The organism is Streptomyces sp. NPDC047081, from assembly GCF_040643775.1.
Lineage (GTDB): Bacteria > Actinomycetota > Actinomycetes > Streptomycetales > Streptomycetaceae > Streptomyces.
This window is the reverse complement of sequence record NZ_JBEYUY010000018.1, coordinates 49,362-62,779: the sequence shown is the minus strand read 5'-3', so window position 1 is coordinate 62,779 and position 13,418 is coordinate 49,362. Positions and strand designations below refer to the sequence as shown.

Sequence of the window (13,418 nt, the reverse complement as noted above, 5' to 3'; positions counted from 1 at the left end):
GGGAGACAGCCCTGACCGGTGCCTCGCAGTCAGTGCACCCCCGTAGGATGGACGCCATGGCCAAGACCAGTACGACGACCCAGGGGCTGCGTGCGGCGATCGAGCGCAGCGGCTACTACCCGGCCCTCGTGGCCGAGGCGGTGGAGGCCGCCGTGGGCGGCGAGCCCATCCGGTCGTACCTGGTCCACCAGGAGACGACGTTCGACCAGAACGAGGTGCGGCGGCACGTGACCGTGCTCGTCCTCACCGGCACCCGCTTCATCGTCAGCCACACCGACGAGCAGGCGGCCGACAGCACCTCCCCGACGCCGTACGCGACGACCTCGACGGAGTCGGTCAAGCTCGGCCGGATCTCGTCGGTCGTGCTCAGCCGGGTGGTCGCCAACCCCGAGCAGTACCAGCCGGGCACGCTGCCCCGCGAGGTCGTACTGACCATCGGCTGGGGCGCCGTCTCCCGCATCGACCTGGAGCCCGCCGCCTGCGGCGACCCCAACTGCGAGGCGGACCACGGCTACACGGGCAACTCCACGGCGGACGACCTCAGCCTCCGCGTCAGCGAGGCCGGGGACGGCCCGGAGACGGTCCGCCAGGCCCTCGCCTTCGCCCAGTCGCTCTCCGAGGCGACCGCGGACACCACCCGCTGATGGTTCACGCTCCTTGGGACGCTGATCCGCAACCCCTCTCCGTCGACTCCGCACCGCTGCCCGAGTACGGCAGCGGCTCGCTCGCCGATCTGCTGCCCACGCTGGCCGCCGGCATGGGCGTACCGGACACGACCGCCGCGATCACCGAGCTGGCCCCCGCCGACCGGAACTGCGTGTTCCTGATCGACGGGCTCGGCTGGGAGCAGCTGAGGGCGCACCCGGACGAGGCACCCTTCATGACCTCGCTGCTCGGCAGCTCGCGCGGTGGCACCGGCCGCCCCCTGACCAGCGGCTACCCGGCGACCACCGCGACCTCGCTCGCGTCCGTCGGCACCGGGCTGCCGCCGGGCGCGCACGGCCTGCCCGGCTACACCGCGCGCAACCCGGAGACCGGCGAGCTGATGAACCAGCTGCGCTGGCAGCCCTGGACGTCGCCGCGCGCGTGGCAGCCGTATCCGACGGTCTTCCAACTCGCCCACGCCGCCGGGGTGCACGCGGCCCAGGTGTCCTCGCCGCACTTCGAGAACACCCCGCTCACCAAGGTCGCGCTCAGTGGCGGAACGTTCCTCGGGCGGCTGTCCGGCGAGGACCGCATGGACGTCGCGGCCGAGCAACTGGCCGTCGGCGACCGCTCCTTGGTCTACACGTACTACGCCGAGCTGGACGGCGCCGGGCACCGCTACGGCGTCGAGTCGGACACCTGGCGCGGCCAGCTCATGCACGTCGACCGGCTGGTCCAGCGCCTCGCCGAGCAACTGCCGCCGCGCACCGCGCTGTACGTCACCGCCGACCACGGCATGATCGACGTGCCGTTCGACGAGCAGCACCGCATCGACTTCGACGAGGACTGGGAACTGCGGGCGGGGGTCGCCCTGTTGGGCGGCGAGGGCCGCGCCCGGCACGTGTACGCCGTCCCCGGCGCCGAGAACGACGTCCTGACCTGCTGGCGCGAGGTGCTCGGCGAGCAGTTCTGGGTGGCGTCGCGGGACGAGGCGATCGCGGCGGGCTGGTTCGGGCCGCGCATCGACGAGCGGGTGTACGCCCGTATCGGCGATGTCGTCGCGGCCGCGCGGGACGACGTGCTGATCATCGCGTCCGAGCGGGAGCCGAAGGAGTCGGCGATGGTCGGCAACCACGGTTCGATGACCCCCGCCGAACAGCTGATCCCGCTCCTCGAAGTACGCTCCTGAAGCTCCGCCGTCTCCTCTCTCCTTGCCGAAAGGTGCTCGACTCCCCATGCCCGAGCTGGTGTTCTTCTCCGGAACGATGGACTGCGGGAAGTCCACGCTGGCTCTGCAGATAGAGCACAACCGCTCGGCGCGGGGCCTGGTGGGCATGATCTTCACGCGCGACGACCGGGCGGGCGAGGGAAAGCTCTCCTCGCGCCTGGGCCTGGTCAGGGACGCGGTGGAGGTCGGGGACGACCAGGATCTGTACGCGTACATCGTCGACCACCTCTCCCAGGGCGGCCGGGCGGACTACGTGATCGCCGACGAGGCGCAGTTCCTGGCGCCGGAGCAGATCGACCAACTGGCCCGGGTGGTCGACGACCTGGGCGTGGACGCGTACGCCTTCGGCATCACCACGGACTTCCGCTCGAAGCTCTTCCCCGGCTCCCAGCGCCTGGTCGAACTCGCCGACCGCGTCGAGGTCCTCCAGGTGGAGGCCCTGTGCTGGTGCGGAGCCCGCGCCACCCACAACGCCCGTACGGTCGGGGGCGAGATGGTGGTCGAGGGTGCCCAGGTGGTGGTGGGCGACGTCGACCAGCCGGACGCGATCGGCTACGAGGTCCTGTGCCGCCGCCACCACAGCCGCCGAATGACAGCGGCGACGGCCCGAGCAGCGGCCCTGTCCCCGGACGTGCTGCCGGTTTCGTCGGCCGGAGTCTGAGCCTGAGCCCCCGAGCCCTTGCGCCCCGGCTCAGTGCGGGTTCTGGATCAGGGAGAAGCGGGCGCCCTCCGGGTCCGTCACCGTGGCGATTCTGCCGTGGGCGGTGTCGGTCGGGGGTTTCAGGACGTGGCCGCCGAGGGCGGTCAGGTGGGTTGCCGAGGCGTCTGTGTCGGCCACCTCGAAGTACGTCATCCAGTGCGGGCCCCGGTCCCGGGGGAGGGCGTGGCCCACGCCGTGGATGCCGGCCACCGGGTGGGAGTCGATGTGGAGGGTCACGTAGTCGTCGGAGGAGGACACGAGCTGCTCCTCCTCGTAGCCGAAGACCGTTTCGTAGAACTTCGTCACGCTCGCCGACTCGAAGGTCAGGAGTTCGTTCCAGGCGGGGGTGCCGGGGACGCCCGTGATGCCCGTGCCCAGGTGGGCCGCCGCCTGCCAGATGCCGAACACCGCGCCGGACGGGTCCGAGCCGATCGCGAGCCGGCCGGCTTCCGCCGCGTCCAGCGGGCCCACCCCGATCGTGCCGCCGCACAGCCGTACTGTCTCCGCCGTCAGGTCCACGTCGTCCGAGGCGAGATACGGCGTCCACGCGACGGGAAGGTGACGGTCCGCCGGGAGCTGGCCGATGCCGGCCACCTCGTAGCCGTCCAGCAGGGCGCGGACATAGGGCCCGAGCTGCTGGGGGCCCGGCTCGAACTCCCAGCCGAACAGGGCGCCGTAGAACTCCTCGGTGGCGGCCAGTCCATGCACCATCAGGCTCACCCAGCAGGGCGTGCCGGGCGTGCGCCGGGCGTGCGTCTCGCCGTTCGGGCCGGCCGACCCCCGTGCCTCGGTCATCGTCACTCTCCCTCGACCCCTCGCGGTGGCCGTGTCGCGTCCGCTCTCGGATACCCGTGCCGATGCTCGCACCACCCGTCCCGCCGCGCGCTCCGGGCGCGCCGCGGGCTCGGGGGCCACATGCCCGCAGAATGCCCGGTGTGCGGTTTACTGTCCGTTTCCGTGCGATGGCCGACGTATGTCCATCGGCTGTACAGCATGTGCCCGAGTCCGTACGCCTCGTGATCGGGCCTGTCCGGCCGAGCAGAGTAGCCGGACATGGACGATGCGGCCACCCCGTGCGCAAGGATGGTGGCCATGAACGCCATCATCTCCGCTTCCGAACTCGCGAGCGGCCTGGCCGGATCCAACCCGCCGGTGCTGCTCGACGTCCGCTGGCAGCTCAGCGTGGCCAAGGCGGCCGGCGAGCCGCCCTTCGACGGCCGTGCCGAGTACGCCGCCGGGCACATTCCGGGTGCCGTCTACGTCGTCCTGGACTCGGAGCTCGCCTCCGCGCCCGGCGAACGCGGCCGGCACCCGCTGCCGGACCTGGCGGTCTTCGGCGCCGCGATGCGCCGGGCGGGCGTTTCGGCCGGGACACCGGTGGTCGTGTACGACGGCGGACAGGGCTGGGCCGCGGCCCGCGCGTGGTGGCTGCTGCGCTGGACGGGTCACCCGGACGTGCGGGTCCTCGACGGCGGGTTGCCGACCTGGGAGGGGGCGCTCGAGACGTCCGCGCCGACGCCGGCGGAGGGCGATTTCACGCCGGTTCCGCGTGACGCGGGGCTGCTGGACGCCGACGGCGCGGCGGTGCTCGCCCGTTCCGGCGTGTTGTTCGACGCTCGGGCGGGGGAGCGGTACCGCGGGGAGGTGGAGCCGATCGACCGCGTCGGCGGGCACATCCCGGGAGCGGTGTCGGCGCCGACGAACGAGAACGTGGGCCCCGACGGCCGCTTCCGGCCCGCCGAGGAGCTGGCCGAGCGCTTCAAGTCCCTTGGCGCGGCCGGTGGTTCGGACGTCGGCGTGTACTGCGGCTCGGGCGTCTCGGGGGCGCACGAGGTGCTGGCGCTGGCCGTCGCCGGGATCGACGCGGCGCTGTACGTCGGCTCGTGGTCCGAGTGGTCCTCGGATCCGTCACGGCCGGTCGCCGTCGGGGCGGAGCCCCAGTAGGCCGAGCCGGTCCAGTGGGCCGGGCAGGCCATGTGTAAGGGCCGCGCCTCCATGGGCGCGGCCCCTTACACCGTCGCGTCAACCGCCGTACGGCCGACTGCTCCTGCTCTACTCCTGCTTCTTGCGGCGCGTGCCGAACACGATCTCGTCCCAGCTCGGGACGGCCGCGCGGCGGCCCGGGCGGACGCCGTCGGCCTCGGCCTGGCGGTCGGTGGCGCCGACGAGGCGGTCGCGGTGGCTGCCCACCGAGCGGGGCATCAGGACGTCCGCGTAGGCGGAACCCGCCGAGGCCGCGGGCGCCGGGGGCTCCTCCGCCTCGGGTTCGGCGACCGGCTCCTCCGGGGGCGGAGGCGGTGTCTCGGACGGGCGCTCCGGCACCACCAGGTCGCCGCGGAAGCTCGGTACGGCCTCCAACAGGCTGGTCAGCGAGTCCCGTTCGCCCGCCGTGCTCTCCTCGGCGGGCTCGGTCGACTGCGCGGGCAGGCTCGGCCGGTGCAGCGCGCCGTCCAGCGGGCGGTCGCGCGGCAGCCGTGCGATGCGCGGGACGAAGGGGAAGCTGGGCTCCGGCGCGGCGAGTTCCTCGGACTCGCCGATCAGCGAGCGCGCCTCCTCGTCGACGGCCTGTACGAGCCGCCGGGGCGGGTCGTACGTCCAGCTCGCCGAGTGCGGTTCGCCCGCGACCCGGTAGACCAGCAGGACCTCCCAGGTGCCGTCGTCGCGGCGCCAGGAGTCCCACTGCACGGTGTCCTTCTCGGCGCCGCGCAGCAGCAGCCGCTCCTGGACGGCCTCGCCGAGCTGCGGACCGGCCGCGTTCTCGCCGGGGCGGCGGACAGGGGTCTTGCGGGCCCGCTCGGCCATGAACGCGCGCTCGGCGAGGACGGGGCCCTCGAAGCGGCGTACGCGGTCGACGGGGATTCCTGCCAGCTGCGCGACTTCCTCCGCGGACGCACCGGCGCGTATACGCGCCTGGATGTCGCGGGGGCGGAGATGGCTCTCGACCTCGATCTCGATCTGACCGAGGCGGGGGCGGTCGCCGCGGACCGCGGCGCGCAGGCGCTCGTCGATCGGAAGCGTGTACTCCGTTGAGTCGGCAGCCTTGAGCACCAGCCGTGTGCCGTCATTCGAGACGGCCACGACACGCAGTTCGGGCATGGGGACCTCCCGGGTGGTGCCTGCCGACGTCACGTGCGTCGCTGCTTCCGCTAGTCGAGTGTGGCCTGCCCGGGTGCAGCCTGCCACAACCTTGCCGAGTTGCCCGGCGTGTCGGGCCAGGGCCCTGGATCGCCGTTATGGCACGGTTACCTATTCGCAACGCTAAGTGACCAACTCCGTCACCCTGTGCAACTAGCCCCCTCCCGGCGGTCCTTCAGCCGCGGACGCCCTGGCGGGAGACCGGACCCAGGGCTCGCAACAGTACTCCATTTGGACCACGTGCGTGGATTGGCTCGCCCCTCAACTTCTGACAACACGAGCCGCACGGCCGCTCGTTGCGGGCTTTTCGGGATCTTGAACGTGGCGTACTTCACGGAATCACCAGAAACGGAACTAATGGTTTCGCGCGTACGTCCCTTTCTCGCGCAGATGGTTGATCAAGCACGGTGGCTCGCGCCGAGAGCAACCGCCCCCGGCACCCGGCGAGTTCACCGCGGGCGCGGTCCACCGCCGCTCCCGCGCCCGGCGCGGCTACGCCCCCAGAACCCGCCGCAAGTAGTCGTTCTGGAACCGCCGATCTGGGTCAAGGCGGTCTCGCAGCGCGGTGAACTCCCCGAAGCGTGGGTAGACGCCGGCGAAGTACTCGGCGTCCCGCGTGTGGACCTTGCCCCAGTGCGGTCGGCCCTCGTGCGCCGTGAAGATGCGCTCGGCGGCGGTGAAGTACGCCTGGTACGGCGTGCCCTTGAACATGTGGACGGCGACGTACGCGCTGTCGCGGCCGGACGCGGTGGACAGCGTGATGTCGTCGGCGGGGGCCGTGCGCACCTCGACCGGGAAGCTGACCCTGAGGTCGGAGCGGTCGACCATCGCCTTCAGCTCGCGCAGCACCCCGGTCACGGCCTCGCGCGGGACGGCGTACTCCATTTCCACGAAGCGCACCCGGCGCGGAGAGGTGAAGACCTTGTAGGGAATGTCGGTGTAGGTGCGCGCGGAGAGGGCCTTGCTGGAGACCCGGGCGATCGTCGGGACCGTCGACGGGGCCGCGCGGCCGACCCACTGGGCCACCTGGAAGACGCCGTTGGAGAGGAACTCGTCCTCGAACCAGCCGGCGACCGGGCGCACCGGCTTCTCCGGGCCCGCGCTGCGGTTGTTGCGCTTGGTGTTGGTGGAGCCGGTGTGCGGGAACCAGTAGAACTCGAAGTGCTCGTTCTCGGCCCACAGTTCGTCGAAGTCGGCGAGCACCTTGTCGAAGGGCATCGGCTCCTCGCGGGCCGTGAGCAGGAAGACCGGCTCCACGGCGAAGGTGATCGCGGTGACGATGCCGAGCGCGCCCAGGCCGATCCGGGCGGCCGCGAAGACCTCCGGGTTCTCCTTCTCGGAACAGGTCAGCACCGAGCCGTCCGCGGTGACCAGCTCCAGTGCCCTGATCTGCGCGGCGATGGAGGCGGACTCGCGCCCCGTGCCGTGCGTGCCGGTGCTGGTGGCGCCGGAGACCGTCTGCTCCATGATGTCGCCCATGTTGGTCAGCGACAGACCCTCGCGCGCCAAGGCCATGTTGAGCCTCTTGAGCGGGGTGCCGGCCTCAACCGTGACGGTCATGGCATCGCGATCAATCTTGCGGATGCCGGTCAACAGTTGAGGGCGGATCAATACACCGTCCGTCGCGGCGATGGACGTGAAGGAGTGCCCGGTGCCGACCGCCTTCACGGTCAGCCCGTCCTCGGCGGCCCTGCGCACGGCCGCCGCCAGTTCCTCCACGGAGGCCGGCTCGACCTCCCGCGCGGGGCGGGCCGAGACGTTTCCGCCCCAGTTACGCCACGTGCCGTTCTTCGCGCTCGTCGTGCTGCTCAACGGTGCCTCCCCGACGCGGAGCCGGCCTGCTGAGCCGGCGGTACCCCAGGAAACCGACCGCGACCGCGACGGCCCCGGACACCGCCGGAACCCCGTACCCGGCCCGCGCCCCGGCCGCGTCGATGACCCAGCCGGCCGCGGAGGAGCCGAGCGCGACTCCGACCGCGAGCCCGGTGCTGATCCAGGTCATGCCCTCGGTCAACTGCGCGCGTGGTACGTGCTCTTCGATCAGGGACATCGTCGTGATCATCGTGGGAGCGATGGACAGGCCCGAGACGAAGAGCGCCACGGCCAGAAACGGCAAGTTTCCGACCAGTAGGAGGGGGATCATACTCACGGCCATCGCGCATATGCCCAGCAGCCAGCGGCGCTGTGGTGACCCTGTGAACCGCAGCAGCCCGAAGACGAGTCCCGCAACGCAGGAACCCGCCGCGTACAGAGCCAGGACCACGCTCGCGGCCCCCTTGTGGCCGCGCTCGTCCGCGAAGGCCACGGTCACCACGTCCACCGCGCCGAAGATCGCCCCGGTCGCCACGAAGGTGGCCACCAGGACCTGAAGGCCACGCGCGCCCAGCGCGCTTCTTCCGCCCTGCTTGTCGCGCGGGTGCGGTGCGGGCTCGGTGGCCCGCTGGGCGGTCAGCCAGAAGACGCCGACGGCGAGGAAGCAGGCGGCCAGCAGCGGCCCGGCCTCCGGGAACCAGACCGTGGACAGCCCGATGGAGATGATCGGCCCGAAGATGAAGCACACCTCGTCGACCACGGACTCGAAGGAGTACGCGGTGTGCAGCTGCGGGGTGCCCCGGTACAGGGCGGCCCACCGGGCGCGGATCATCGCGCCGAGGCTCGGCACGGCCCCGATGCCGGCCGCGCACACGAACAGCAGCCAGTCCGGCCACCCGAAGCGCGCGGCGCACAGCAGCCCGGCCGCCGAGGCGAGCGCGACCAGGGTCGCCGGGCGCAGCACCCGGCGCTGCCCGTACTGGTCCACCAGCCGGGAGATCTGCGGCCCGATCGCCGCGGCGGCCAGCGCGATGGTGGCCGACAGGGCGCCCGCGAGCCCGTACCGCCCGCTGATCTGGGAGATCATCGTGACCACGCCGATGCCCATCATCGACAGCGGCATCCGGCCGAGGAACCCCGCGGCGGAGAAGCCCTTGGAGCCGGGGGCGGCGAACAGGGCGCGGTAGGGGCTGGGCACGGGCGGGCTCCGGGTCAGAGAAAGGCAGTGAAACGCAGGGAGGGTGCGGCGGCTCGGTAAGGCGCGAAGCAAGTCGATACAGCTTACGAGTTAGGTCACCCTAATGCACCGGGGAAACCGCTGTTGAGGCAGCTGCTCCCGTGCCGGCCACCCGCCGTTTCCCGGCTGTCAGTGCCGGGTGGCAGGATCGACCCATGTCAGACGCGCTCGATGCCACCCCCTACGACGCCCTGCTCCTGCTCTCCTTCGGCGGCCCGGAGGGCCCGGACGACGTGGTCCCGTTCCTGGAGAACGTGACGCGTGGGCGCGGCATCCCCAAGGAACGCCTGAAGGAAGTCGGTCAGCACTACTTCCTGTTCGGCGGGGTCAGCCCCATCAACGACCAGAACCGCGCCCTGCTGGACGCCCTCCGCAAGGACTTCGCGGAGCACGGCCTGGACCTGCCGATCTACTGGGGCAACCGCAACTGGGCGCCCTACCTGACCGACACCCTGCGCGAGATGACCGCGGACGGCCACCGCCGCATCCTGGTCCTGGCCACCAGCGCGTACGCCTCGTACTCGGGCTGCCGCCAGTACCGCGAGAACCTCGCCGACTCGCTCGCCGCCCTCGAGGCCGAGGGCCTGGAGCTCCCCAAGGTCGACAAGCTCCGGCACTACTTCAACCACGAGGGCTTTCTGGAGCCCATGATCGACGGCGTCCTGCAGTCCCTGGCCGACCTCCCCGAGGACGTCCGGGACGGTGCCCACATCGCGTTCTCGACGCACTCGATCCCCACCGCCTCGGCGGACAGCTCCGGCCCGGTCGAGGACCACGGCGAGGGCGGCGCGTACGTGGAGCAGCACCTGGACGTGGCCCAGCTGATCGCCGACGCGGTCCGCGAGCGCACCGGCGTGGACCACCCCTGGCGGCTCGTCTACCAGTCCCGCTCGGGCGCCCCGCACATCCCGTGGCTGGAGCCGGACATCTGCGACCACCTGGAGGAGCTGCACGGCGCCGGCGCCCCCTCGGTCGTCATCGCCCCCATCGGCTTCGTCTCCGACCACATGGAGGTCCTCTACGACCTCGACACGGAAGCCGAGGCGAAGGCTGAGGAGCTGGGCCTGCCGATGCGCCGCTCGGCCACCGTCGGTGCCGACCCGCGCTTCGCCGCGGCCGTCCGCGACCTGGTCGTGGAGCGCGCGGCCGTCGAGCGCGGCCAGGAGGTCACCCCCTGCGCCCTGGGCGCCCTCGGCGCGAGCCACAACCTCTGCCCGGTCGGCTGCTGCCCGGCCCGCGCCCCGCATCCCGCCGCGGCCGGCGCCGACAGCCCCTACGCGTGAGGAGCCCCGTGACCGACCCCCGCCATCAGGAACTGCTGGAACTGGCCCTGGAGGCCGCCCGGCGCGCCGGAGACCTCCTCCGGGACGGCCGCCCGGCCGACCTCGCGGTGGCCGCCACCAAGTCGAGCCCCATCGACGTGGTGACCGAGATGGACATCGCCGCGGAGAAACTGATCACGGACCTGATCTCCTCCCACCGCCCGCACGACGGCTTCCTGGGCGAGGAGGGCGCCGCCACCGAGGGCACGAGCGGCATCCGCTGGGTGATCGACCCGCTGGACGGCACGGTCAACTACCTCTACGGCCTGCCGACCTGGGCCGTCTCCATCGCGGCGGAGCAGGACGGCGAGACGGTCGTCGGCGTCGTGGCGGCCCCGATGCGCGGCGAGACGTACCACGCGGTCCTCGGGGCCGGTGCCTGGCAGGGTGAGCGGAAGCTCAGCTGCCGCCCGGCCCCGCCCCTGGAGCAGGCCCTGGTCTCCACGGGCTTCAACTACGTCACCGAGGTCCGCGCCCACCAGGCCGAGGTGGCCCAGCGGCTGATCCCGCTGCTGCGCGACATCCGCCGCAGCGGCTCGGCCGCGGTCGACCTCTGCGACCTGGCCTCCGGCCGCCTGGACGGCTACTACGAGCGCGGTCTGAACGCCTGGGACTGGGGCGCGGGCGACCTGATCGCCCGGGAGGCGGGCGCCCTGACCGGTGGCCGCCCCGGAGAGCGCCCCTCCCGTGACCTGACGGTCGCGGCCACCCCCGGCGTCTTCGAACCCCTCCAGCGCCTCCTGGAGGACTTCGGCGCCTGGCACGACTGAGCACCGCCGGCACAGAACAGCGGGCCCCCGGCGCTGGATTCGCCGGGGGCCCGCTGTCCTGCTCAAAGCCGATCAGACGCTATGCGCCGACCTCCACACCGTGCTCGGCGGCAAGGCGGCGCAGGTCGTCGAGCTCGGCCTGTTCCACCTCGACGAGGAAGTCGTCGCCCTCGTCGCGAGCCCGCGTCAGGTCGGACTCGGTCGTCCTTATGCGCTGCAGAAGTCCTGCGGTGAATGCGTCCATGCTGCGCCCCCTCGTCCTGGGTCGTGGGTCGGTGGCACGGGGGTGTGCCGTTCGGAAGGGGCGATCACGTCTCCATCAGGTGCCCGGCACAGCCCGCGCCGGGTGGCGACGGTGCCGGACACCCACGCCCACTCTGCGGAAAGCGGATTGCGCCGTACCGCATGGTGCTGCGGCACTAGCAGAGCGTGATCGCGGGGTATGAACCGTCCTCCCCTCGCTTCCTTCCACGGAAACCTCAACCCGACGAGAAAATCTCGCATTCCCGGGCCTCACACCTGTTCTTCATGTTGAGACAACCGCGCTCTTCCCCGCTCCGCCCCCGTCTTACAGCCGACTTATGGCCGAAAAGGGCAGGATGGAGGCACACACTGATGAAGAACCCTCAGGCAGGAAGGACAACCGACGTGCGCGTACTCGTCGTCGAGGACGAGCAGCTGCTCGCCGATGCGGTGGCCACCGGACTGCGCCGGGAGGCCATGGCCGTCGACGTCGTGTACGACGGTGCGGCCGCCCTGGAGCGCATCGGCGTCAACGACTACGACGTGGTCGTCCTCGACCGTGACCTCCCGCTGGTCCACGGCGACGACGTCTGCCGCAAGATCGTCGAGCTCGGCATGCCCACGCGCGTGCTGATGCTCACGGCCTCCGGCGACGTCAGCGACCGGGTCGAGGGCCTGGAGATCGGCGCCGACGACTATCTCCCCAAGCCCTTCGCGTTCAGCGAGCTCATCGCACGCGTGCGTGCCCTCGGCCGCCGCACCAGCGTGCCGCTGCCGCCGGTCCTGGAGCGCGCCGGCATCAAGCTCGACCCCAACCGCCGCGAGGTCTTCCGCGACGGCAAGGAGGTCCAGCTCGCCCCCAAGGAGTTCGCCGTGCTGGAGGTGCTGATGCGCTCCGAGGGCGCCGTCGTCTCCGCGGAGCAGCTCCTGGAGAAGGCCTGGGACGAGAACACCGACCCGTTCACCAACGTCGTGCGCGTCACCGTCATGACCCTGCGCCGCAAGCTGGGCGAGCCGCCCGTCATCGTCACCGTCCCCGGCTCGGGATACCGGATCTGATCACTGATGGCCGCCACACCCGCTCTCCCCACGGCACCCCCCAAACCCACCTGGGACCCCCGCAAGCCCGAACCGCCGTTCCCCTGGCTGCGCCCGACCATCCGCATACGGCTCACGCTGCTGTACGGCGGCATGTTCCTGATCGCCGGGATCCTGCTGCTGTCGATCATCTACCTGCTGGCCGCCCAGGCCCTGCACGAGGGCAGCGGCCAGACGTTCTCGGTGACCGGCACCAACCTCGGCATCAGCAGCCCCACCTGTCCCAAGCTCAACCAGGCGGGCAACAACGACGAGTTCAACTCGATCCTCAACTCCTGCGAGGCGGTCCAGCGCCAGCACGCCCTGGACGACCTGCTCAGCCGCTCCCTGCTGGCCCTGCTGGGCCTCGCGGTGATCGCCTTCGCCTTCGGCTACGCGATGGCCGGCCGGGTGCTGTCGCCGCTGGGCCGGATCACCCGCACCGCCCGAGCGGTGGCCGGCTCGGACCTGTCCCGCCGGATCGAGCTGGACGGCCCGGACGACGAGCTGAAGGAGCTCGCGGACACCTTCGACGACATGCTGGAGCGCCTCCAGCGCGCCTTCACCGCCCAGCAGCGCTTCGTCGGCAACGCCTCGCACGAACTGAGGACCCCGCTCGCGATCAACCGCACGCTGCTGGAGGTCCATCTCTCGGACCCGAACGCGCCGGTGGAGCTGCAGCAGCTCGGCAAGACGCTGCTGGCCACCAATGAGCGAAGTGAGCAGCTCGTGGAGGGTCTGCTGCTGCTCGCCCGCAGCGACAACCAGATCGTAGAGCGCAAACCGGTCGACCTGGCGGAGGTCGCCCAGCAGGCCGTCGACCAGGTGCACGCGGAGGCACAGGCCAAGGGCGTGGTGATCCGCGGCGAGCAGAAACCCGCGGTGGTGCAGGGCAACGGCGTGCTGCTGGAGCGCATCGCGCTGAACCTCGTACAGAACGCCGTGCGGTACAACGTCTCCGAGGACGGCTGGGTCGAGGTCACCACCGAGGTCCAGCACGGTCAGGCGGTCCTGGTCGTGTCGAACACCGGTCCTGTGGTACCCGCCTACGAGATCGACAACCTGTTTGAGCCCTTCCGGCGGCTGCGCACCGAGCGGACGGGCAGCGACAAGGGCGTCGGCCTGGGACTTTCCATCGTCCGGTCGGTGGCGCGAGCCCATGGCGGACATATTTCGGCGCAGCCGCGAGAGGGGGGCGGGCTGGTGATGCGTGTCACATTGCCCATCTGAGATGGTGTCGGCGGCACAC

13 protein-coding genes are annotated in these 13,418 nt (G+C 71.5%); 8 read left to right on the top strand and 5 right to left on the bottom strand.

The window, feature by feature from the left end; translation table 11 throughout:
• The first annotated feature begins 47 nt into the window (after window positions 1–47).
• Genes ABZ848_RS30305 through ABZ848_RS30295 form a run of 3 tightly spaced genes read left to right on the top strand, consistent with a single transcriptional unit; the run spans window position 48 to window position 2,534 of the window.
• Entirely contained in the window at window positions 48–644 is a 597-nt protein-coding gene (locus ABZ848_RS30305) for a DUF5998 family protein (protein ID WP_360837016.1), read from the top strand.
• A complete protein-coding gene (locus ABZ848_RS30300) occupies window positions 644–1,834 on the top strand; it encodes a nucleotide pyrophosphatase/phosphodiesterase family protein (protein ID WP_360837015.1) in 1,191 nt (396 codons plus the stop codon). The genes ABZ848_RS30305 and ABZ848_RS30300 overlap by 1 nt, the downstream gene beginning before the upstream one ends.
• A 46-nt stretch (window positions 1,835–1,880) precedes the next feature.
• Window positions 1,881–2,534, top strand: coding sequence for a thymidine kinase (locus ABZ848_RS30295; RefSeq protein WP_360837013.1), 654 nt, complete (start codon window positions 1,881–1,883; stop codon window positions 2,532–2,534).
• Between the two features lie 30 nt (window positions 2,535–2,564).
• On the opposite strand, the gene ABZ848_RS30290 is transcribed toward ABZ848_RS30295, so the two are convergent.
• The gene (locus tag ABZ848_RS30290) at window positions 2,565–3,368 is read right to left on the bottom strand and encodes a VOC family protein (protein ID WP_360837012.1); all 804 of its coding nucleotides are present in this window, start codon (window positions 3,366–3,368) and stop codon (window positions 2,565–2,567) included.
• Between the two features lie 288 nt (window positions 3,369–3,656).
• Here ABZ848_RS30290 and ABZ848_RS30285 point away from each other — a divergent pair, with 288 nt between their 5' ends.
• Window positions 3,657–4,517 (top strand): sulfurtransferase, encoded by an 861-nt coding sequence (locus ABZ848_RS30285; protein WP_360837184.1) that lies wholly within the window; start codon window positions 3,657–3,659, stop codon window positions 4,515–4,517.
• 108 nt (window positions 4,518–4,625) lie between these two features.
• On the opposite strand, the gene sepH is transcribed toward ABZ848_RS30285, so the two are convergent.
• From sepH to ABZ848_RS30270, 3 genes are all read right to left on the bottom strand, one after another.
• The gene (gene sepH, locus ABZ848_RS30280) at window positions 4,626–5,669 is read right to left on the bottom strand and encodes a septation protein SepH (protein WP_360837010.1); all 1,044 of its coding nucleotides are present in this window, start codon (window positions 5,667–5,669) and stop codon (window positions 4,626–4,628) included.
• Window positions 5,670–6,200: 531 nt separating this feature from the next.
• Window positions 6,201–7,520, bottom strand: coding sequence for a D-arabinono-1,4-lactone oxidase (locus ABZ848_RS30275; RefSeq protein ID WP_360837008.1), 1,320 nt, complete (start codon window positions 7,518–7,520; stop codon window positions 6,201–6,203).
• Window positions 7,480–8,718, bottom strand: a complete 1,239-nt coding sequence (locus ABZ848_RS30270) for an MFS transporter (protein ID WP_360837006.1) — start codon at window positions 8,716–8,718, stop codon at window positions 7,480–7,482. The genes ABZ848_RS30275 and ABZ848_RS30270 overlap by 41 nt, the downstream gene beginning before the upstream one ends.
• A 194-nt stretch (window positions 8,719–8,912) precedes the next feature.
• Between ABZ848_RS30270 and ABZ848_RS30265 the strand changes: the two genes are divergently transcribed.
• The gene (locus ABZ848_RS30265) at window positions 8,913–10,040 is read left to right on the top strand and encodes a ferrochelatase (RefSeq protein WP_360837004.1); all 1,128 of its coding nucleotides are present in this window, start codon (window positions 8,913–8,915) and stop codon (window positions 10,038–10,040) included.
• 8 nt (window positions 10,041–10,048) lie between these two features.
• Window positions 10,049–10,849: an inositol monophosphatase family protein gene (locus ABZ848_RS30260; protein WP_360837002.1), complete on the top strand. Its 801-nt coding sequence runs from the start codon at window positions 10,049–10,051 to the stop codon at window positions 10,847–10,849.
• A gap of 79 nt (window positions 10,850–10,928) precedes the next feature.
• On the opposite strand, the gene ABZ848_RS30255 is transcribed toward ABZ848_RS30260, so the two are convergent.
• Complete coding sequence (locus tag ABZ848_RS30255; RefSeq protein ID WP_242764828.1) at window positions 10,929–11,093, bottom strand: hypothetical protein; 165 nt, start codon at window positions 11,091–11,093, stop codon at window positions 10,929–10,931.
• Window positions 11,094–11,497: 404 nt separating this feature from the next.
• Here ABZ848_RS30255 and ABZ848_RS30250 point away from each other — a divergent pair, with 404 nt between their 5' ends.
• Entirely contained in the window at window positions 11,498–12,151 is a 654-nt protein-coding gene (locus tag ABZ848_RS30250; protein WP_003993508.1) for a response regulator transcription factor, read from the top strand.
• A gap of 6 nt (window positions 12,152–12,157) precedes the next feature.
• Entirely contained in the window at window positions 12,158–13,399 is a 1,242-nt protein-coding gene (locus ABZ848_RS30245; RefSeq protein ID WP_360837000.1) for a HAMP domain-containing sensor histidine kinase, read from the top strand.
• The last annotated feature ends 19 nt before the right edge of the window (window positions 13,400–13,418 follow it).

Coding starts and splice junctions, on each gene's coding strand:
- sepH (WP_360837010.1), bottom strand. CDS start 5,669: ATGCCCGAACTGCGTGTCGTGGCCGTCTCGAATGACGGCACACGGCTG.
- ABZ848_RS30265 (WP_360837004.1), top strand. CDS start 8,913: ATGTCAGACGCGCTCGATGCCACCCCCTACGACGCCCTGCTCCTGCTC.
- ABZ848_RS30300 (WP_360837015.1), top strand. CDS start 644: ATGGTTCACGCTCCTTGGGACGCTGATCCGCAACCCCTCTCCGTCGAC.
- ABZ848_RS30245 (WP_360837000.1), top strand. CDS start 12,158: ATGGCCGCCACACCCGCTCTCCCCACGGCACCCCCCAAACCCACCTGG.
- ABZ848_RS30305 (WP_360837016.1), top strand. CDS start 48: ATGGACGCCATGGCCAAGACCAGTACGACGACCCAGGGGCTGCGTGCG.
- ABZ848_RS30255 (WP_242764828.1), bottom strand. CDS start 11,093: ATGGACGCATTCACCGCAGGACTTCTGCAGCGCATAAGGACGACCGAG.
- ABZ848_RS30295 (WP_360837013.1), top strand. CDS start 1,881: ATGCCCGAGCTGGTGTTCTTCTCCGGAACGATGGACTGCGGGAAGTCC.
- ABZ848_RS30290 (WP_360837012.1), bottom strand. CDS start 3,368: ATGACCGAGGCACGGGGGTCGGCCGGCCCGAACGGCGAGACGCACGCC.
- ABZ848_RS30285 (WP_360837184.1), top strand. CDS start 3,657: ATGGTGGCCATGAACGCCATCATCTCCGCTTCCGAACTCGCGAGCGGC.